Annotated in this window: 19 protein-coding genes and 2 tRNA genes; 10 read left to right on the top strand and 11 right to left on the bottom strand. The window is 71.9% G+C overall.

The window, feature by feature from the left end:
* Nucleotides 1-787: 787 nt before the first annotated feature.
* From BKA00_RS34165 to nagA, 4 genes are all read right to left on the bottom strand, one after another.
* Nucleotides 788-861 (bottom strand) — tRNA-Ala (locus BKA00_RS34165).
* A gap of 47 nt (nt 862-908) precedes the next feature.
* Nucleotides 909-1,472, bottom strand: a complete 564-nt coding sequence (gene sepX, locus BKA00_RS34160; protein WP_185032097.1) for a divisome protein SepX/GlpR — start codon at nt 1,470-1,472, stop codon at nt 909-911.
* A 215-nt stretch (nt 1,473-1,687) separates the two neighbouring features.
* Complete coding sequence (locus BKA00_RS34155; protein ID WP_185035183.1) at nt 1,688-2,341, bottom strand: GNAT family N-acetyltransferase; 654 nt, start codon at nt 2,339-2,341, stop codon at nt 1,688-1,690.
* Between the two features lie 58 nt (nt 2,342-2,399).
* Nucleotides 2,400-3,527: an N-acetylglucosamine-6-phosphate deacetylase gene (gene nagA, locus BKA00_RS34150; protein WP_185032095.1), complete on the bottom strand. Its 1,128-nt coding sequence runs from the start codon at nt 3,525-3,527 to the stop codon at nt 2,400-2,402.
* Between the two features lie 94 nt (nt 3,528-3,621).
* Between nagA and BKA00_RS34145 the strand changes: the two genes are divergently transcribed.
* Entirely contained in the window at nt 3,622-4,455 is an 834-nt protein-coding gene (locus tag BKA00_RS34145; RefSeq protein ID WP_221493415.1) for a DeoR/GlpR family DNA-binding transcription regulator, read from the top strand.
* Nucleotides 4,456-4,473: 18 nt separating this feature from the next.
* Here the strand turns inward: BKA00_RS34145 and BKA00_RS34140 are convergent, their stop codons facing one another.
* The 4 genes from BKA00_RS34140 to galU are packed head-to-tail and all read right to left on the bottom strand — an operon-like array spanning nt 4,474 to nt 7,593.
* Complete coding sequence (locus tag BKA00_RS34140; protein ID WP_185035179.1) at nt 4,474-4,947, bottom strand: MogA/MoaB family molybdenum cofactor biosynthesis protein; 474 nt, start codon at nt 4,945-4,947, stop codon at nt 4,474-4,476.
* A gap of 8 nt (nt 4,948-4,955) precedes the next feature.
* Nucleotides 4,956-5,426: a cyclic pyranopterin monophosphate synthase MoaC gene (gene moaC / locus BKA00_RS34135; RefSeq protein WP_185035177.1), complete on the bottom strand. Its 471-nt coding sequence runs from the start codon at nt 5,424-5,426 to the stop codon at nt 4,956-4,958.
* Between the two features lie 5 nt (nt 5,427-5,431).
* The gene (gene glp, locus BKA00_RS34130) at nt 5,432-6,640 is read right to left on the bottom strand and encodes a molybdotransferase-like divisome protein Glp (protein WP_185035175.1); all 1,209 of its coding nucleotides are present in this window, start codon (nt 6,638-6,640) and stop codon (nt 5,432-5,434) included.
* A gap of 26 nt (nt 6,641-6,666) precedes the next feature.
* Nucleotides 6,667-7,593, bottom strand: coding sequence for a UTP--glucose-1-phosphate uridylyltransferase GalU (gene galU, locus BKA00_RS34125; RefSeq protein ID WP_185032093.1), 927 nt, complete (start codon nt 7,591-7,593; stop codon nt 6,667-6,669).
* Between galU and BKA00_RS34120 the strand changes: the two genes are divergently transcribed.
* From BKA00_RS34120 to mscL, 8 genes are all read left to right on the top strand, one after another.
* Nucleotides 7,592-8,209, top strand: a complete 618-nt coding sequence (locus tag BKA00_RS34120) for a 5-formyltetrahydrofolate cyclo-ligase (RefSeq protein WP_185032091.1) — start codon at nt 7,592-7,594, stop codon at nt 8,207-8,209. The genes galU and BKA00_RS34120 overlap by 2 nt on opposite strands.
* A gap of 92 nt (nt 8,210-8,301) precedes the next feature.
* Nucleotides 8,302-9,291, top strand: coding sequence for an NAD(P)-dependent oxidoreductase (locus BKA00_RS34115; protein ID WP_185032089.1), 990 nt, complete (start codon nt 8,302-8,304; stop codon nt 9,289-9,291).
* Nucleotides 9,292-9,394: 103 nt separating this feature from the next.
* On the top strand, nt 9,395-10,879 hold the full coding sequence (locus BKA00_RS34110; RefSeq protein WP_185032087.1) for a potassium/proton antiporter: 1,485 nt from the start codon (nt 9,395-9,397) through the stop codon (nt 10,877-10,879).
* Between the two features lie 191 nt (nt 10,880-11,070).
* On the top strand, nt 11,071-11,436 hold the full coding sequence (locus tag BKA00_RS34105) for an FmdB family zinc ribbon protein (protein ID WP_185032085.1): 366 nt from the start codon (nt 11,071-11,073) through the stop codon (nt 11,434-11,436).
* Nucleotides 11,437-11,834: 398 nt separating this feature from the next.
* Nucleotides 11,835-13,961 (top strand): MMPL family transporter, encoded by a 2,127-nt coding sequence (locus BKA00_RS34100; RefSeq protein WP_185032083.1) that lies wholly within the window; start codon nt 11,835-11,837, stop codon nt 13,959-13,961.
* A gap of 119 nt (nt 13,962-14,080) precedes the next feature.
* The gene (locus BKA00_RS34095) at nt 14,081-14,908 is read left to right on the top strand and encodes an S-methyl-5'-thioadenosine phosphorylase (RefSeq protein ID WP_185032081.1); all 828 of its coding nucleotides are present in this window, start codon (nt 14,081-14,083) and stop codon (nt 14,906-14,908) included.
* Nucleotides 14,905-15,519: a Flp pilus assembly protein CpaB gene (cpaB, locus tag BKA00_RS34090; protein ID WP_185032079.1), complete on the top strand. Its 615-nt coding sequence runs from the start codon at nt 14,905-14,907 to the stop codon at nt 15,517-15,519. Before BKA00_RS34095 ends, cpaB begins: the two co-directional genes overlap by 4 nt.
* Before the next feature lie 146 nt (nt 15,520-15,665).
* The gene (gene mscL, locus BKA00_RS34085) at nt 15,666-16,085 is read left to right on the top strand and encodes a large conductance mechanosensitive channel protein MscL (RefSeq protein WP_185032077.1); all 420 of its coding nucleotides are present in this window, start codon (nt 15,666-15,668) and stop codon (nt 16,083-16,085) included.
* 16 nt (nt 16,086-16,101) lie between these two features.
* Here the strand turns inward: mscL and BKA00_RS34080 are convergent, their stop codons facing one another.
* The gene (locus tag BKA00_RS34080; RefSeq protein ID WP_185032075.1) at nt 16,102-17,139 is read right to left on the bottom strand and encodes a D-alanyl-D-alanine carboxypeptidase family protein; all 1,038 of its coding nucleotides are present in this window, start codon (nt 17,137-17,139) and stop codon (nt 16,102-16,104) included.
* Between the two features lie 82 nt (nt 17,140-17,221).
* Nucleotides 17,222-17,659, bottom strand: a complete 438-nt coding sequence (locus tag BKA00_RS34075) for a hypothetical protein (RefSeq protein WP_185032073.1) — start codon at nt 17,657-17,659, stop codon at nt 17,222-17,224.
* Nucleotides 17,660-17,789: 130 nt separating this feature from the next.
* Between BKA00_RS34075 and BKA00_RS34070 the strand changes: the two genes are divergently transcribed.
* Nucleotides 17,790-17,862 (top strand) — tRNA-Arg (locus BKA00_RS34070).
* A 386-nt stretch (nt 17,863-18,248) separates the two neighbouring features.
* Here the strand turns inward: BKA00_RS34070 and BKA00_RS34065 are convergent.
* A complete protein-coding gene (locus BKA00_RS34065; RefSeq protein WP_185032071.1) occupies nt 18,249-18,650 on the bottom strand; it encodes a hypothetical protein in 402 nt (133 codons plus the stop codon).
* Nucleotides 18,651-18,751 lie beyond the last annotated feature (101 nt).

The raw sequence follows: 18,751 nt of genomic DNA, 5'->3' as shown, positions 1-18,751 counted from the left end.
CCCGGAGGGCGCGTCCGCACGATCGGCGAGGCAGTATGACCGACAGCTTTGCGCGGGCGCGCCTCGGCTTGTGGGGCGGGGACCGAGAGGCCAATGCAGTTGCTTCAGGGAGACGCCGGCGTCTGGGGCGGGGCGTCGGGTGCTGGAAGGTTTGGCCTGCATCGCAGCGGGTTTACCCTCGATGCCTGGCTGTGTGCCCGGTGGCCCGAGGCGACCTGGTGGCGTCCGGCGCGAGTGCGCAGTACCGGCCATCTGCGAGGTTTCTTGATCGCTCGGTGGTGGTGCCAGCCGGCCCGGGAGGCAGGAGCGCATGCGTGCCTCGTGCAGGGCTTCACGGAGAGTGAAGCTGAGTTTGGTGCCGATCCAGCACGCCCTTGTTGTCTGGATGACCGACTACAACACCGTCTGCGTTCGACGTCGGTGCGGTGACGGACCAGAGCGTGGCGCCCCAGGTGGGCGGGATGGACTTGTACCAGCCATCACGGGTGCAGGCGGTGCCATGACCCCGATTCGCGCGTCATACATGCTCAGGAGCCCGTTGATACCGTCTCAGCCCGCGATCAGGGCTCCATCCAGTCATTGACGGGAAGTTGGGCTCCATCGGAGATCTTGATGCATCACCCAGGACGTTTGAGCGTGCGCGGGTGGCAGGTGGTGTGAGGGTTAGGTCTTGCTTGCCGGGGTGTGTCATCTGGTGCCGGTTGGTCTTGATGACATCTCGATGACAAACGATCAAGGGCTTGATCGGAGTATGCTCCGATCAAGCCCTTGACCTGCGAATCCTGGGTGGAGCTGAGGGGATTTGAACCCCTGACCCCCTCGATGCGAACGAGGTGCGCTACCGGACTGCGCCACAGCCCCGAGGACTCCGTAAGGTTAGCAAACATCGGGGACTGCTCGCGCACCGGTCATTCGCCGACGGCGCGGCGGTCGTCGGCGTACTGGTCGAAGACCTCGTCGGGGGTGACGAGCTCGATGACCTCGGCGGGTTCGGCCGTCTCGGCGGCCTCGGCGGCGCGGCGGGTCTGGAGGGCGCGGGCGCGGGCGGCGGCGCGGGCCTGGGCGGCGGCGCGGCGGCGGGCGGTGTCCATGCCCACGGCGACGCGCAGGAGCGCCAGGTGGCCCGCCAGGAGCAGGACCGGGGGCGCGACGATCCACCAGGGCGCGAGGCCGGAGGCGGCGACCGCCACTGCGGTGAGGAGCAGCGCGGCGAGGCCGCTGGTGCGGCGGCGGCGCCGGGCGATGACGGTGGCGCGGCCGACCGGGCGGCGCGGCGCGGAGATCTCCTCGTCGCGGAGCGTCTCCTCCTCGTCGGCGTCATCCTCGGCGGCGGGCTCGTCGGCGGGCTCGTCGGGACGCTTGTGGAGGAGGCGGGAGATTCCCGTGGTCTCGGAGTCGCGGCGCAGCCACATCGGTACCAGGACGACGGCCCAGACGGCGACGATCGCGAGGTAAAGGACGGCGCTGCTCATCGGCCCCACCGTTCCAGGGCACGCTCGTGAGGCGGGCCGACTTTCGGCGCGCGAACGTGCAATGGGAGCAGGGCCACGCCCCGCACGGTACGAGGGGCTGTCAGAGGTTGACGAGCATAAGGGGCGGTGTGTCGCGAGATCGATCTCGCCGTTACTCTCCGTTTGCCGGGACTTCTCGATCGCAGGATTCTTACGGCGGGAAAGTCATGGGCCGCTCAGGTGCGCCGGGGAAATGCCTGTTTCCGCTCCGCCAGCCAGCGGGCGCGCAGGCCACCGGGCACGTCCTCGACGGTGAGGGCGTAGCAGATGTGGTCGCGCCAGGCGCCGTCGATGTGGAGATGGCGGCGCCGAATTCCCTCTTCGCGGAATCCGAGTTTTTCGACGACCCGGCGGCTCGCGGTGTTCTCCGGACGGATATTGGCTTCGAGCCGGTGCAGGCCGACGGTGAAGAAACAGTGGTCGACGGCGAGGGCGACGGCGGTGGGAATGACGCCGCGGCCGGCGACGCGCCTGTCGACCCAGTAGCCGATCTGCGCGGACCGGGCCGAACCCCAGACGATCGCGCCGATGGTGAGCTGACCGGCGAAATCGTCCTCGTGCGTGACGACCCAGGGAAGGGCGAGGCCGTGGCGGGCTTCGCGGCGCATGGTGTGGACCATGCTGATGTACGGGCCGAGGCCGCTGCGGAACAGCGGCGTCTCCGGATTGGTGGGCTCCCAGGGGCGGAGCCAGTCGGCGTTGCGGACCCGCAACTCGCGCCAGACGGCGGCGTCGCGGTGCCGCAGCGGGCGCAGCCCTACAGGGCCCTCGGTCAGGGTGACCGGCCATCCCCGCAAACGTTCCACGGTTCCATGATTCCCTGGTCGCATGTCCGAACGCCATATTGTCCCCGAGAAATCGGGCACGCGGGACGTTCGGCAACCGCCGTCACACGCGGCGGCCGCGTCTCATGACCCAGTCGACGCGCAGGTCGTCGTCCAGGACGACCAGGTCGGCGTCCTTGCCGGGCTCCAGTGACCCTACGCGCGCGTCGATGCCGAGGGCGCGCGCCGGGGTGAGGGACGCGGCCTCGGCGGCGCGCTCGATCGGCAGGCCGACGTCGGCGACGGCGCGGCGGAACGCGTCCGCCATGGTGATCGTGCTGCCCGCGATGGACGTCCCGCCCGCGAGGACGGCGCGGCCGTCGCGGACCTCGACGTCCATCACGCCGAGGCGGTAGTCGCCGTCGCCCATCCCGGCGGCGGCCATCGCGTCGGTGATGAGCGCGACGCGGGGCGCGGCCGCGAACACGAGGCGGGCCACGGCGGGCTCCACATGGACGCCGTCGTTGATCAGTTCGACGGTGACCCGGGGGTCGTTCAGGGCGGCGGCGACCGGCCCGCCCTCGCGGTGGTGCAGCGGGCGCATCGCGTTGAACAGGTGCGTCGCCACGCGCGCGCCGGCGTCGAACGCCGCGCGGGCGGCTTCGCCGGTGCCGTCGGTGTGGCCGACGGCCGCGATCACGCCCGCGTCCACCGCCTCGCGGACGAGGTCGAGGGCGCCCGGCAGCTCCGGGGCGAGGGTGATCATGCGGAGGTGCCCGCGGCCGAGGCGGACCAGGCGGCGGAACTCGGCGGGGTCCGGGTCGCGCAGGAGCGCCGGGTCGTGCGCGCCGCAGCGCGAGCGGGCCAGGTAGGGGCCCTCCAGGTGGATGCCCGCGATCACGCCGTCGGCGGCGAGGCCGGCCAGGCCCTCGACGGCGCCGGCCAGTTCGTCGGTGTCGCCGGTGACGAGGCTCGCCATCGTGGTGGTGGTGCCGTGAGCGAGGTGGAAGGACGCGGCCCGGCGGGCCTCGTCCGGGTTTCCGAGCTGGTAGGAGGCTCCCGCGCCGCCGTGGACGTGCATGTCCACGAAGCCGGGCACGACGTGCCGGCCCGCGAGGTCGATCACTTCGCCGGATCCGGGGCCGGCCGCGATCGTGCCGCCGGCGATGTGGAGGGCGCCGTCGCGGACGCCGTCCGGAAGGACGATCCGCGCGTTGGACAAGGAGACGGTGCCGTCCTCCGGCTTCGCCATGGAATCCCCCAATGCACGCATATGATCGTTGTTGATTGTTCCATGGCCCGATCGCTCAGGTAAGGCCAGGGGCGCGCAGGGCTAGAATCCGCGGATGACCACCTCCCCGGACTCCCGTCCACCCGCAGGAAAGGGGACCGGTGTGACCCGGCACGAGCGCTGGAACGCGCTGCTCGAACTGCTCGCGGACGCCGGGCGGCTCACCGTCGAGGAGGCGTCCCTGCGCATGGGGGTGTCGGCCGCGACGATCCGCCGCGACTTCGACCAGCTCGCGCAGCAGCAGATGCTGACCCGCACCCGCGGCGGCGCCGTCGCGCAGAGCGTCAGCTACGACCTGCCGCTGCGGTACAAGGCGGCGCGGCACGCGACGGAGAAGCAGCGGATCGCGGCGGCGACCGCGGAGCTCGCCGAGCCGGGTTCGATCATCGGGCTGAACGGGGGCACGACGACCTCGGAGGTCGCCCGGGTGCTCGCCACCCGCGCCGACCTGCACGCCGAGGGCCCGACCCCGGCGATCACGATCGTGACGAACGCGCTGAACATCGGCAACGAGCTGGCCGTCCGGCCGCACGTGAAGATCGTCCTGACGGGCGGGGTGCCGCGGCCGCAGTCCTACGAGCTGACCGGGCCGCTCGCCACCGGCATCTTCGACCACGTGACGCTGGACGTGGCGGTCATCGGGGTGAACGGGGTGACGGCGCGGCACGGCGCGACCTGCCACAACGAGGGCGAGGCCGTGGTGAACCGGCTGATGGCCGAGCGCGCCGACCGGGTGGTCGTGGTGGCGGACGGCTCCAAGATCGGCCACCGCGCGTTCGCCCGCATCTGCGGTACCGACGAGATCGACGTCCTGGTGACGGACGCGACCGCGCCCGAGTCCGAACTCGCCGCGTTCACCGAGGCCGGCGTCCACGTCATCCAGGCGTAGCCTCCGGGCGGGCGCGGGCTAGCCCGGGGGGCGGGGGTGGTCGCCGCCGTTGATCTGGTCCACCGCGTGGGGCAGGACGCGGGCGAGGACGGTCATGCCGTCGCGGACGCCGCCGGTCGAGCCGGGCAGGTTGACGATCAGGGTGCGGCCCGCGATGCCGGCGAGGCCGCGCGACAGGATCGCGGCGGGGACCTTCTCGCGGCCCTCCAGCCGGATGGCCTCGGCGATGCCCGGAACCTCCCGCTCGATGACCGGCCTGGTCATCTCGGGGGTCTGGTCGGTGGGGGTGAGGCCGGTGCCGCCGGAGGTGACGACGACGTCGTACCCGGCGGCGACCGCGTCGCGCAGGACGCCGGTGACCGGCTCGCCGTCGGGGACGACGACGGGGCCGTCCACCTGGCAGCCGATGTCCTCCAGCATCTCGACCAGCACGGGGCCGGACCTGTCCTCGTAGACGCCCGCCGCGGCGCGGTTGGAGACGGTGACCGCCATCGCCCTGATCACCGGCGCCACACCCCGGTCTTGCCGCCGGTCTTCTCCTCGACCCGGACGTCGGTGATCACGGCGGCGGGGTCGACGGCCTTCACCATGTCGACCAGCGCGAGCGCGGCGACGGTGACGGAGGTGAGCGCCTCCATCTCCACGCCGGTGCGGTCTGCGGTGCGGGTGACGGCCGTGATCGCGACTCCGTCGTCGCCGACGGCGAGGTCGACGGTGACGCCGTGCAGCGCGATCGGGTGGCACAGCGGGACGAGGTCGGGCACGCGCTTGGCCCCCATGATCCCGGCGATGCGGGCGACGGACAGGGCGTCGCCCTTGGGGATGTCCCCGGCGCGCAGGAGGGCGACGCAGTCGGGCGACAGGCGGACGAACCCCGTGGCCGTGGCCGTCCGGGTCGAGACGTCCTTGGACGACACGTCGACCATGCGGGCCGCTCCCTGGTCGTCCAGATGGGTGAACTCGGACCCCATGGCGCTCATGACGGCAACCTCATGACCTCGACGTGCGAACCGGCCGGCATGGCTTCGACGTCCTCCGGAATCTCGATGAGCGCGTTGGCGGACGACAGGGACCCGAGCTGGTGCGAGCCCTGCACGCCCGCCGCTGTGACGGTGTAGAAGCCCCTGGTGAACGAGAGCTTGCCCCGCAGGAAGTGGCGTAGCCCCGCAGGGGACTTGATGTCCTCGGCGACGACGGCGCTCACCGTGGGGAGTGGTTCTTCTGGCAGCCCCTGCATGACGCGTAGGGCGGGACGGACGAACACCTGGAACGACACGTACGCGCTCACGGGGTTACCAGGGAGCGTGAAGACGGGAATGCCTTCCAGGAGGCCGAACCCCTGCGGCTTGCCGGGACGCATCCGCACCTTGTGGAAATCGACCGTCCCGGTACCGGCGAGCACTTCCTTGACGACGTCCCTGGTGCCCATGGAGACGCCCCCGGTGGTGACGATGGCGTCGGCCCGGACGAGCTGGTCGTGGAGCATCTCCAGGACCTTGGCGGGCTCGTCCTGCACCGTGGCCTGCCGGAAGCCCGTTCCGCCTGCCTCGACCACGGCGGCGGTGAGCATGAAGCTGTTGGACTCCCAGATCTGGCCGGGCGCCAGCGAGGTGCCGGGCTCGCGCAGTTCGTCGCCTGTGGAGACGACCACGATGCGCGGTCTCGGCCGCACCGTGACCCGGGACCGTCCGACCGCCGCGAGCATGCCGATCCGCGCGGCGGTGATCCGGGTGCCGGCCTCGGCGACGACCTCCCCGGCGAGGACGTCCTCCCCCGCCCGGCGGATGTAGTTGCCCGGCGGGGCGGGGCGCGAGATCCGGACGGTGGCGTTGCCGCCGTCCGTCCACTCGACGGGGATGACGGCGTCGGCGCCGGCGGGCAGCGGCGCGCCCGTCATGATCCGGGCGGTCAGGCCGGGCCGGATCGCCGACAGGCCGGAGTCGCCCGCGACGATGTCGCCGACGACGGGCAGCACGACCGGGTCGGTCTCGGTGGCCGCCGCGATGTCGGCCGCGACCACGGCGTAGCCGTCCATCGCGGAGTTGTCGAACGGCGGCAGCGGCACCGGCGCGGACACGGACTCGGCGAGCACCGTGCCCTGCGCCTCCAGCAGTGCCAGGTCAAGCGGCGGCAGCGGCGCCACGCTGCCGAGGATCTCCGTCAGATGCTCGTCGACCGTTCTCATAGCCACGGCCCCAGTCTGACGCCTCGTCACGAATCCGCTGTGTCGCCCACGCCGTCCTGCGTCCGGACGAATTCCCGCAGCCACGGCAGGAACTCCGGCGCCAGATCGGGCCTGTCCGCCGCGAACTGGACGACCGTCCGCAGGTACTCCAGCTTGTTGCCGGTGTCGTAGCGGCGGCCGCGGAACTTGACCCCGTAGACGCCGCCGCCCTGGTCGGCGGGCATGTCGGCGAGGGTGCGCAGCGCGTCGGTCAGCTGGATCTCGCCGCCGCGGCCGGGCGGGGTCTTCTCCAGGACGTCGAACACCGCGGGGTCGCAGACGTAGCGGCCGATAATGATCCAGTTGCTGGGGGCCTCCTCGGCGGCGGGCTTCTCCACGAGGTCGGAGATCCGGACGACGTCGTCCTCGTCCGTCGCCTCGATGGCCGCGCAGCCGTACGCCGACACCTGGTCGGGCTCGACCTCCATCAGCGCGATGACGCTGCCGCCGTACTGGCCGCGCACCTCGATCATGCGCCGCAGCAGCTTGTCGCGGGCGTCGATCATGTCGTCGCCGAGCAGCACCGCGAACGGCTCGCGGCCGACGTGCTGGCGGGCGCAGTGCACCGCGTGCCCGAGGCCGCGCGGCTCGCCCTGCCGGACGTAGTGCATGATCGCCAGATCGCTCGACTCGTGCACGGCCTCCAGGCGCTCGTCGTCGCCCTTGGCGCGCAGCGCCTCCTCGAGCTCGTAGGCTCGGTCGAAGTGGTCCTCGATGGACCGTTTGCTGCGCCCGGTGATCATGAGGACGTCGGACAGCCCGGCGTCGACCGCCTCCTCGACGACGTACTGGATCGCCGGCTTGTCGACGATGGGCAGCATTTCCTTGGGAGTCGCCTTGGTCGCGGGCAAGAATCGGGTACCGAGGCCGGCCGCCGGGACGACCGCTTTGAGCACTGGTGCAATGTCGGCCATGCACCCGACCCTAGCCATCAACGAGGACCACAGCGTGCACCCCATCGTCACGAAGACCGGCCTCCGAGCCGAACTGCTCGCACGACGTGCGGCGATGCCGTCCGAGACGCGCTCCGGCGCGGCGCGCCCGATCCGGGACGCGCTGTTGTCGGTCCCGGAGGTGGAGATGGCCGGGACCATCGCGGCGTACGTCTCCATAGGCGACGAGCCGGACACGCGAAGCCTGCTGTTCGCGCTGTGGAAGCGCGGGGCGTACGTGCTGGTCCCGCGGCTGCTCCCGGACGGCGACCTCGACTGGGCGTCCTACGAGGGGCCCGACTCGCTCGTCCCCGGGGCCCGCGGATGCCTGGAGTCGTCCGAGCCGCCGCGCGGCCCCGGCGCCGTGGCCAGCGCGGACGTCGTACTGGTGCCCGCGGTGGCGGTCGACCGGACGGGCGTGCGCCTCGGCCGCGGCGGCGGCTCCTACGACCGGGCGCTCGCGCGCGTGGGCCCGGCGATCCTCACCGCCGCGCTGCTGTACGACGGGGAACTGGTCGACAGCGTGCCCGCCGAGCCGCACGACCAGCGCGTCCGGGCGGTGGTGACGCCGGCGCGGGGACTGGTCCGCCTGGGCTGACCTGCTCGGCGGCACCGGCCTGCTCGTAGAGTGAGGGGGCCGAGATCGCGAATGGGGGACGCGGTCGGGTACGGCCTGACGGGAGGAGCGAGATGACGGCGCCGTGGCGGATCCTTTCCCTGCCCCCGATCGCGGACGAGATCGTCCAAGGGCTGTTCGCGCCCCTGGGGGACGCCGCCGAGGTCGCGTTCCCGCGGACCAGGGACCGTGCGGGCCTGCTCGACGCGCTCGGCGGCGCCGACCTGGTGATCGGCGACTTCACCGGCCGGCTGGCGCTGGACGCCGGGGCCGTGGCGGCGGCGCCGCGGGTGTCGTTCGTCCAGATGCCCGCGGTCGGGACCGACAGCATCGACGTCGCGGCGTGGGCGGCGGCGGGCGTGCCGGTGGCGAACGCGGCGGGGTTCAACGCGCGCGGGGTCGCCGAGTGGGCGGTCGGCGCGGCGTTCGCGCTGTGCCGCAACCTCGCGCGGGGCGACCGGGCGGTCCGCGCGGGCGGATGGCCGCAGATGGAGATGGCGGCGCTCGGTCCGCGCGAGATCCACACGCAGCGGGTCGGCATCGTCGGGTTCGGCGCGATCGGCGCCGAGGCCGCGCGGCTGTTCGCGGCGCTGGGCTGCGCGGTGTCGTACTGGACGAGGCGGAGGCGTCCCCAGGCGGCGGCGACGTACCGGGAGCTGGACGAGCTCATGGCGATGTCCGACATCCTCGTCATCGCCCTGCCGCTGACCGAGGAGACCAAGGGGCTGATAGGTCCGGAGCGTCTCGCCCTGCTGCCGGACAAGGCGCTCCTGGTGAACGTGGCGCGCGGGGGCATCGCGCCGGACGGCGCCGTCCTCGCCGCGCTGGACTCGGGACGCCTCGCCGGGGCGGCCCTGGACGTGTTCGAGCAGGAGCCGCTTCCGGAGGGGCATCCGCTGCGCTCCCGCGAGGACGTCCTGCTGTCGCCGCACGCCGCGGGGGCGTCCGTCCAGTCGCAGCTGAACCTGCTCGGGATGGTCCGCGACAACGTCACCGCGGTCGTTCAGGGACGAGACGTACAGAACGTGGTGAACGGGCTTAATCCACAGGTCATCCGGCGATAGCGGCCATCCCGGACACGCCGTCCCTCAACCGTAAATATGCGATTCGTCCGCGAATCTGTAGGATTCCTAAACGATCAACTTTGACGACCCCGAAGGGTGGGATGTGCACCTCGACATCTGGCTACTCCTCGGGGCCACGCTCGTACTCAGCGCCATCATCGCGGTCCGGCTGTCGCACCAGGCAGGCCTTCCCACGCTGCTGGCGTACATGGGCCTCGGCCTTCTCATCGGCGAGTCCGGCCCCCTCCACATCCGGTTCGACAACGCGGAACTGGCCGAGACGCTCGGCCTCGCGGCCCTCGTGCTCATCCTCGCCGAGGGCGGCGTCACCACCAGCTGGCGGCGCGTGCGGCCCTCGGTGCCGGCCGCGCTCAGCGTCTCCACCCTCGGCACCCTGATCAGTATCGTCGTCGTGGCGCTCGCCGCCATGTGGCTCGTCGGCATGGAGTGGCGCCCCGCGTTCCTGCTCGCCGCCGTGCTCGCCCCCACCGACGCGGCCGCGGTGTTCTCGGTGCTGCGGCGGCTGCCCCTGCCGTCCCGGCTGACCGGCCTGCTGGAGGCCGAGTCCGGCTTCAACGACGCCCCCGTCGTGATCATCGTGGTCGCGCTCAGCGCCCACACCACGGCCCCCAACCTCGCCGAACTGCTCGGCGTCATGGTCTACGAGCTGGTCGCGGGCGCCATCGTCGGCGTCGCGATCGGCTGGCTGGGTGCGCAGGCGCTGCGCCGCGTCGCGCTCCCCGCGTCCGGCCTCTACCCCATCGCCGTGCTGTCGCTGTCCATCGGCTCCTACGGGGCCGCCTCCCTGATGCACGCCAGCGGGTTCCTCGCCGTCTACGTCAGCGCCCTCGTCCTCGGGAACGCGCGGCTTCCGCACCGGCCCGCCACCCGGGGCTTCGCCGAGGGCGTCGGCTGGCTCGCGCAGATCGGGCTGTTCGTGATGCTGGGCCTGCTCGCCGATCCCGGCGACCTCCCGGGCCAGATCCTGCCGGCGCTCGTCATCGGCTTCGTCCTGCTGCTGGTGGCCCGGCCCCTGTCGGTCGTGCTCTCCACGATCGGGTTCCGCCTGTCGTGGGGCGAGAAGGTGTTCGCGTCCTGGGCGGGGCTGCGGGGAGCCGTCCCGATCGTCCTGGCCACCATCCCGATGGTCGCGGACGTGGAGCACGCCGACCGGCTCTTCGCGATCGTGTTCAACATCGTCGTGCTGTTCACCCTGCTCCAGGGGCCGACGCTGCCGCTGGCCTCGCGCCTGTGCCGCCTCACCAGCGACGAGCAGACCCGCGAGCTGGACGTCGAGGCCGCGCCGCTGGAGGAGCTGCACGCCGACCTGCTGGAGGTGCGGATCCCCGGCGACTCGCTGATGAGCGGCGTGGAGATCTTCGAGCTGCGGCTGCCGCCCGGCGCGTCCATCACCCTCGTCGTGCGGGACGGGGCGAGCTTCGTGCCCGAGTCCACCACCCCCTTGCAGGCGGGCGACACCCTGCTGGTCGTGACCACCGCCGAGGTGCGCGAGGCCACCGAGCGCAGGCTCCGCGCGGTCAGCCGCAAGGGCAGGCTGGCGGGCTGGTTCGGCGAGAAGGGCCAGTGACCCGGAGTCCCGCGGCGCCCTGGTGCCGCGGGGCCGGGGTCCCGCGGCACCGGAAGGACGCCCAGGTCCCGCGACGCGACGCCCGGGAACATCCCGGGGGCGAATCCTGTTCCACGCATGGGTACCATTAGCAGTCGTCTAGAGTGAGTGCCAGTCCGGCTCGCGCCGGTCTGAGTCAGCGAGGAGGAACCGTGCCGACGTATCAGTACGTTTGCACCGAGTGCGGCGAGCCTCTAGAGGTCGTGCAGAAGTTCAGCGACGACGCGCTGACCGAGTGCCCGGCGTGCACCGGCAGGCTCCGCAAGGTCTTCTCCGCCGCGGGGATCATCTTCAAGGGTTCGGGCTTCTACCGCACCGACAGCCGCGGCTCCGGCAAGTCGTCCTCCACCGCGGGGGCCTCGTCGAACGGCTCGTCCAACGGATCGTCCAACGGCTCCTCCGGCGACTCGGGCGGCTCCTCGGGCGACTCCGCCAAGCCGAGCTCGTCCTCGTCGTCGTCCGACTCGTCGTCGTCCTCGTCGACCGGCAAGTCGTCGTCCTCCGAAAAGGTCGCCTGACCTTCTAGGCATCTCCGCTCGCACCGGGGGATCGGGTCGATCCCCCGGTCTTCGCCGTGTCCAAAGCCGTCGCCTACACCTTCAGGGGTAGGCGGCGGCTTTCGTTTGCGTCGGACGACGTAGCTCAGGTCCGTCCTGACGCCGGAGGCGCGGCCGCGCGCCTTTCGGGACCATGGAGGAGACAGGCAGGAGACGGGGAGCGATCCCCGGCACGGCAGGGCCTTCCCGTCGCACGACTTGACTTAGCTCTATTTTAGAGAGACTCTAGTAGTGAGAGTCTTACCCCTCCGCGACGCCGTTCAAAGTCGCGACATTACTTGACATGTCTCGATCGACGAGAGACTCTTGGCGCGAACGCGATATAACTCGATTTGCCCGGTGCACACAGGAGAGGAACCATGAGCGCACCTAGCCCGGCTCCCCCGAGGCCGCGGACACACCGCCTGGCCGGACTGATCGCCGGAAGGCGCACCAAATGGGCCGTCCTGGCCCTGTGGATCGTCCTGCTGGCCGCTCTCGGCCCCCTCGCCGGCAAGCTCGGCGACGTCGAGAAGAACGACGCGGCGTCCTGGCTGCCCGCCGGGGCCGAGTCCACCCAGGTCGTGGAGCTGCAGGAGCGGTTCCGCAAGGACGAGACGATGCTCGCCGTCATCGTCTACGAGCGGGCCGGCGGGATCACCGCGGCCGACAGGGCCAAGGCCCAGTCCGACGTCGCCGCGTTCCAGAAGCTGCCCGGAGCGCAGCAGGCCCAGGGGCCGTTCCCGTCGAAGGACGGCAAGGCCCTGCAGACCCTCGTGCCCCTGACGGACGAGGACCTCACCGCCGCCGTCGACCAGGCGCGCGACCTCGCCGAGCGCGGACCCCCCGGACTGGCCTCGCACGTCACCGGCCCCGCCGGCGGCGGCGCCGACCAGTTCGAGGTCTTCCAGAGCCTGGACGGCTTCCTGCTCATGGCCGCCGGCCTCGTCGTCATCGTCCTGCTGCTGTTCATCTACCGCAGCCCCGTCCTGTGGTTCGTCCCCGTGCTGAGCGCCGTCTTCGCCCTGGGGCTCGCCCAGTCGACCGTGTACCTGCTCGCCAAGTACGCGGACCTCACCGTCAACGGCCAGAGCGCCGGCATCCTCACCGTCCTCGTCTTCGGTGTCGCCACCGACTACGCCCTGCTGCTCGTCGCCCGCTACAGGGAGGAACTGCACCGGCACGAGGACCGGCACGAGGCCATGGCCTACGCGCTGCACCGTGCCGCGCCCGCCGTCATCGCCTCCGCCGCCACCGTCGCCGTCGGCCTGCTGTGCCTGATGCTCGCCGACATGAACTCCACCGCCGGCATGGGACCCGTGGCCGCCGCGGGCGTCCTCACCGCTCTCGCCGCCATGACGACCCTCCTGCCCGCCCTCCTGGTCATCTGCGGCCGCTGGCTGTTCTGGCCGCTGATCCCCCGCTACGACGCCAAGTACCTCAAGCCCGAGGCGTACGAGGCCGAGCACGGCGTCTGGAGCCGCGTCGCAGGGATGGTCGGCAAGCGCCCGCGCGCGCTCTGGGCCCTGACCATGCTCGGCCTCATCGTCCTCACGCTCGGGCTGGGCTCGCTCAAGGCGGACGGCCTGTCGGACGCGGGCCAGTTCACCGGCAAGCCCGACTCGGTGAAGGGCTCGGAGGTCATCGCACGGCACTACGCCGCCGGTTCGGGCTCCCCGGCCCTCGTCATCGGCAAGGCCCCGGCGTCCGGCCAGATCGCCCAGGCCGTGCGCGGGACGCCCGGCGTCGCCGAGGTCAGCGCCCCCGCCACCGCGGGCGGCCTGGTCAAGTACGAGGCCACGCTGAAGGACGCCGCGGACAGCGGGGCCGCCCGCGCGACCATCGACCGGCTGCGGGCCGCGGTGCACGCCGTCCCGTCCGCGGACGCCAAGGTCGGCGGGACGACCGCGACGTACCTGGACATCAAGCGCGCTTCCGCCCGCGACAACAAGGTCATCATCCCGATCGTGCTGGCCGTGGTGCTGATCATCCTCATCGCGCTGCTGCGCGCCGTCGTCGCGCCGCTGCTGATGATGGGCACCGTGGTGCTGTCGTTCCTCGCCTCGCTCGGCGCCTGCGCGGTCATCTTCGAGCACCTCTTCGGGTTCGAGGGGACCGACTCCGGCTTCCCGCTGCTGGCCTTCATCTTCCTGGTCGCGCTGGGGGTCGACTACAACATCTTCCTGATGCACCGCGTCCGGGAGGAGTCGCAGGCCCTCGGCACGCGGCGCGGCATCCAGCGGGGCCTCACCGTCACCGGCGGTGTGATCACCTCGGCCGGGCTCGTCCTCGCGGCCACGTTCGCCTCCATGGTCACACTGCCGCTGGTGTTCATGGTCGAGATGGGCTTCGCGGTCGCCTTCGGCGTCCTGCTCGACACCCTCGTCGTCCGGTCGCTGCTGCTGCCCGCCCTGTCCTACGACATCGGACGGCGGATCTGGACGCCGGGACGGCTCGCCAAGGAGGCGCCCGCCGCGCAGGCCAAGGTGCTGGACCCGGTCGGCTGACGTCCGGGAACGCGGAAGGGCCCGGCTCCGGCCGGGCCCTTCGTCGTGCGGCGGCGGAGTTATCCACAATCGGCGGACGGCCTGCCGGGGGCGGGGGCCGGGTGGCTAGGGTCGGCGGCATGTCCACTCAGGCTTCCGCGTCCCAGCCCGTCGCCGAGATCGGGGTCATCGGCGGCTCCGGCTTCTATTCGTTCCTCGACGACATCGAGGAGGTGCGGGTCGACACCCCCTACGGCCCGCCCAGCGACCCCATCGCGATCGGCGAGCTGGCGGGCCGCCGCGTCGCCTTCGTCCCCCGGCACGGCCGCGACCACCGCTTCCCCCCGCACAAGATCCCCTACCGGGCCAACCTGTGGGCGCTGCGGTCCCTCGGCGTCCGCCAGGTGCTGGCCCCGTGCGCGGTCGGCTCCCTGACCCCCGACCTCGGGCCCGGCACGCTGGCCGTCCCCGACCAGCTCGCCGACCGGACGTCGGGGCGCGACCAGACCTACTACGACCAGGGCGCCGCCGTCCACGTCTCCTTCTCCGACCCGTACTGCCCGACCGGCCGCCGCGCCGCCGTCGAGTCCGCGCGGGCCTCGGGGTGGCCCCCGGTCGACCGCGGCACGCTCGTCGTCATCGAGGGCCCCCGCTTCTCGACCCGGGCCGAGTCCCGGTGGTTCGCCTCCCAGGGCTGGACCCTGATCGGGATGACCGGCCACCCGGAGGCCGTCCTCGCCCGCGAGCTGGCGCTCTGCTACACCTCGCTCTGCCTGGTGACCGACCTCGACGCGGGCATCGAGGAGGGCGAGGGCGTCACGATGGAGGAGGTCCTGCGCGTCTTCGGCGAGAACATCGACCGGCTCCGCGGCGTCGTCGCCGACGTCGTCAAGGCGCTGCCCGCCCAGCGCACCTGCGCCTGCGCCACCGTCCTGGACGGCATCAAGCTCCCCCTGGAGCTGCCGTGAGCGCCCGCTTATCCCGCCTGCGGCGGCCGCTGGCGGCACTGTTCGCCGCGGCCGCCGCGGGCCTGGCACTGCAGGCGCTGCGCCCCGGGCCGCCGCCGTCCGTCCGCGTCCTCGCCGCCGCCCGCGACCTGCCCGCCGGGACGCCCCTCGGCACGGCCGACCTGCGCCACCTCGACCTGCCGCCGTCCGCCGTCCCGTCGGGCGCGCTCCGCGCGGGCGGCGCGGGCCGCGTCCTCGCCGGCCCCATGCGCCGCGGCGAACCCCTCACCGACGCCCGCGTCGTCGGCGCCGGACTCCTGCGCGGCTACGGCCCCGGCACGGTCGCCGCACCGGTCCGGCTGGCCGACGCGGGCGCCGCCCGCCTCGTCCGCCCCGGCGACCGCGTGGACGTCCTGACCGTCCCGTCCGCGCCCGACGCCGCGAACGGCCCCCGCCCCCGCTGGGACGGCGCCCGCGTGGTGGTGTCGGAGGTCCCGGTCATAGCGATCCCTCCCCCGGACGAGAACGGCCCCCAGGACGGCGCCCTGGTCGTCCTGGCGACCGATCGCCCCCAAGCCGTCGCCCTGGCCGCCGCCGCAGCACCCCTGACCCTGACGATCACTGCCCCTTGACCCCAGGCGGACGACGACCACCGCCCTCGACTTCGGGCAGGTGAGGTGGGTCGACTTGGCTAAACAGGGAGGACTTCATTACGATCCGTAGCCGTTTCAGGCGCCCTCACAGCCAGGGGCGCTACCCCCACCAACCTGGAGCCGGCATGAGCGGATTCAAGAAGTTCCTCCTCCGCGGGAACCTTGTCGAACTCGCGGTGGCGTTCGTCGTCGGAGCGGCGTTCGCCGGGCTCGTGAAGGACTTCGCGAGTTCCTTCATCACCCCGTTGATCGCCCTTCTCGGAGGCAAGCCCGACTACACGCGCCTCGCCGTCACCATCGACGGCACCACGTTCCCGTACGGGGTCTTCGTGACCTCGGCGATCGCGTTCTTCATCACGGCCGTGATCGTCTACTTCCTGGTCGTGCTCCCGACGACCAAGCTGATCGAGCGGATGGACCGCGGCAAGGAGGCCACCGAGCGCGAGTGCCCGCAGTGCCTCAGCGACATCCCGGTGCTGGCCCGCCGCTGCCGCTACTGCACCGCGGAGGTCGTCCCCGCCAACGAGGTGCCGTCCCCCCGCTGACGCCGGGCGGCCCGGCTCAGCCGTTCTCCGTCCCGAACTCCCAGTGCCAGGGCTCGAAGGGGTTGCTGTAGGCCCAGGCGGGGTGGATCCATCCGTACTTCCCGGCGTGGGCCTCCATCCAGTTGAACTGGGTGGAACCCGAGCTCTGCACACCACCGCACAGGTCGAGCGCCTGCCCCTTGCCGTGGTTGCTCGTCCCGGGGACGGCCGCGAAGCCGGGCCGCTGCGCGTAGACGCGGTGCTGCTCGGACAGGCTCCGGTAGGCGTCCGTCACGCACATGTCGCGGCCGAAACTGCGCTTGTACGCCTCGTTCAGCTTGTAGAAGGCGAGCGCCGCGTCCGCCCGCAGCATGTGCCCGTTCTTCTGCGGCAGGGGGCACAGGTACTTCGACGGGATGAGCCCGTTGGGGAACTTCTTCGCGTCCTTCGCCAGCGACCTGTCGCACCCGAGTTCGAGCCGCTTCTGCCGCGTCATCGCCAGCTTGTCGAGCATCGCGTTGAGCTGCCTGGTCAGCTGCGCCGACCGGCTCTTCAGCCCGTCCACCTCCTGCTGGAGGCGGGTCTGCTCGACCGCGTTGCGCGACTGGAGCTCCTGCGCCGTGGAGGCGAGCCGCTTCCGCCGGTCCTGGAGCTCGTCGGCACGGTCCACAAGCGCCTGCTGCGACGTCGCCATCAGCGTCACGTCCGCCGTCGACCGCAGCGCCGTGCTCGGATCGCCGCCCCCGAAGATCGCCATGGAGCCGGTCGCGCCGCTCTGCTGGTAGGAGGTGTTCGCGAGCCTGGCCAGCGGTTCGCGTATCCGGTTCAGCTCCGCCTCGGCCCCCGCGAGGTCCTTCAGCGTGGCGCGCAGCTTCACCTGCGACCCGGCCAGGTCCTTCTTCCGGGTCTCCATCTGCTTGGTGGCCTTCTCGAGCTCGGTGCGCGCCTTCGTCGCCTCGCGGCGCAGCGATTCAAGCGAGTCGGCCCCCGCGGCCGCGTTCGCGGCGCCGTGCGGTGAGAGCGTCGCCATCACCAGGAAGACCGCGGTCAGCGCCGCCGACCGGGGGTTCGGCACGGTGGTTTTCCTCCTGATGCCCAAAAGCGGAACAGCGGCAGAACGCTACTACAGGTTCTACGATGACCTGTCCGTAACCGGTTCAGCGACTTCGGTGATGTTCGCACCACCGGCGCATCCACCAGACGTCCTCCCAGCCGGCGGGGCACGGCCGCCGCCCCCGCACGGACGGGGAGGGCGCCGGCGCGGGCGCCCGCCTGCGCGGCGTCACCACCGGCCTGGGCGCCCGCTTCGGCGGCTTGGTCGCCACCTGAGGCTCCGCCTCCGGCGGCACGTACGCCCCGAACGTCGGCTCACCCTCCGGCGCCGCCGGCGCCAGGCTCCGCGCGGGCCCGCCCGCCGACTCCGGCCCCTCCCGCACGGGCTCGTCCCGCAGCCCGAACGCGATCACCGACGCCACCAGCACGGGCACCGCGAACGCCGCGGCGACGACCGTGATCCGCCTGCCGCGCGGTGAGTCCTCGCCCACCGCGTCCAAGGCGTCCCGGTCCTTCGGCTGCCCACGATGCCGTCCCGTCACGGAACGGAAGCGTACCCACACCGCCCCCGCCCGGCCTAGAGCCCGGCGCGCATAAGAGGGAGCGCTCACCACTCCCCTTCCCCTACCCTGTAGGTGCCGTCCGCTACGCTCTACCCGCGAGCGACGACACGCCTCCGTAGCTCAGGGGATAGAGCACCGCTCTCCTAAAGCGGGTGCCGCAGGTTCGAATCCTGCCGGAGGCGCTTTTCCTGCCACCGCCAAGGGCCTTTGGCCGACGCGTGTGCGCCTGGCGGACATCTGTGGGTCTGAGGTCGGCGCGGCCCGGTGCCGGTCGCCGTCTCCGCGCTGGTGCTGTTCAGGCGTCCTCCCGAGTCCTCGGCGATCGCACGTCGCGCACTCATCTCCCAACGAAAGCGGCCCTTCTCCCAAAGGAGAAGGGCCGCTTTGTGGAAAGCGCACAATGCAGGACGGTGCGCTTCAGGTGAGAAATCGGCCCGGTTCGACGGAGCCGAGGGTTTCAGTCGACCGCCGGCTTCACGCCGGGGCCGTGGAAGGGGGCGCCGTGGCGGCGTCCTCTTCCTGGTGCTTCTGACGATGGAACCGCGCAGGCCAGGGGCCTACGGCGCGATTACCACGCTCGCCACGCCACCGCGGAGGCCAGAGCGGTGTGCTCCGCCCAGTCGTACCCGTACGGGGTGTACTCCTCCTGGAGGTACTTCAGCATGACGTACTCCCGCAGGAAGCAGCCCGCCGACGTGTACTCCACGACGGTGGTCCGCAGGATGGCGACCCGCCGCACGGTGACCCGCGCCACGAGGAACCTCACCACGGTGACGCGCAACGTGGCGAGGTCCAGCACGGGGATCCACACCGCGTCGTACTCCACCACGACCAGCTTCACCAGGGCGAGCTCGGTGAAGCCGACCCTGGGGAAGCCGCCCCGGGTGATGGCGGGCCCGGCGTAGCGGACGGGGGGGAGACCGGCCCCGGGACGGGAGGTCACGAGACGGCGGTCGTTGGTCGGGTTCATGATGATTACCCAGCCTTTCGGGCTTTGGTCACGTGCTGCACTAGGCAGGGGCCCCGCTGAGCAGGACTTGATCAAGACCGTACGGAGTCGAAGCCGGAAGG

Source organism: Actinomadura coerulea (assembly GCF_014208105.1).
Lineage (GTDB): Bacteria > Actinomycetota > Actinomycetes > Streptosporangiales > Streptosporangiaceae > Spirillospora > Spirillospora coerulea.
Note: the sequence above shows the minus strand (reverse complement) of the source record. Positions and strands in the feature narration are given on the sequence as shown.

Bases quoted from the DNA above. Each gene is read 5' to 3' on its own strand.
- sepX (WP_185032097.1), bottom strand. From the start codon at position 1,472: ATGAGCAGCGCCGTCCTTTACCTCGCGATCGTCGCCGTCTGGGCCGTC.
- BKA00_RS34155 (WP_185035183.1), bottom strand. From the start codon at position 2,341: ATGCGACCAGGGAATCATGGAACCGTGGAACGTTTGCGGGGATGGCCG.
- nagA (WP_185032095.1), bottom strand. From the start codon at position 3,527: ATGGCGAAGCCGGAGGACGGCACCGTCTCCTTGTCCAACGCGCGGATC.
- BKA00_RS34145 (WP_221493415.1), top strand. From the start codon at position 3,622: ATGACCACCTCCCCGGACTCCCGTCCACCCGCAGGAAAGGGGACCGGT.
- BKA00_RS34140 (WP_185035179.1), bottom strand. From the start codon at position 4,947: ATGGCGGTCACCGTCTCCAACCGCGCCGCGGCGGGCGTCTACGAGGAC.
- moaC (WP_185035177.1), bottom strand. From the start codon at position 5,426: ATGGGGTCCGAGTTCACCCATCTGGACGACCAGGGAGCGGCCCGCATG.
- glp (WP_185035175.1), bottom strand. From the start codon at position 6,640: ATGAGAACGGTCGACGAGCATCTGACGGAGATCCTCGGCAGCGTGGCG.
- BKA00_RS34120 (WP_185032091.1), top strand. From the start codon at position 7,592: ATGCACCCGACCCTAGCCATCAACGAGGACCACAGCGTGCACCCCATC.
- galU (WP_185032093.1), bottom strand. From the start codon at position 7,593: ATGGCCGACATTGCACCAGTGCTCAAAGCGGTCGTCCCGGCGGCCGGC.
- BKA00_RS34115 (WP_185032089.1), top strand. From the start codon at position 8,302: ATGACGGCGCCGTGGCGGATCCTTTCCCTGCCCCCGATCGCGGACGAG.
- BKA00_RS34100 (WP_185032083.1), top strand. From the start codon at position 11,835: ATGAGCGCACCTAGCCCGGCTCCCCCGAGGCCGCGGACACACCGCCTG.
- BKA00_RS34095 (WP_185032081.1), top strand. From the start codon at position 14,081: ATGTCCACTCAGGCTTCCGCGTCCCAGCCCGTCGCCGAGATCGGGGTC.
- mscL (WP_185032077.1), top strand. From the start codon at position 15,666: ATGAGCGGATTCAAGAAGTTCCTCCTCCGCGGGAACCTTGTCGAACTC.
- BKA00_RS34065 (WP_185032071.1), bottom strand. From the start codon at position 18,650: ATGAACCCGACCAACGACCGCCGTCTCGTGACCTCCCGTCCCGGGGCC.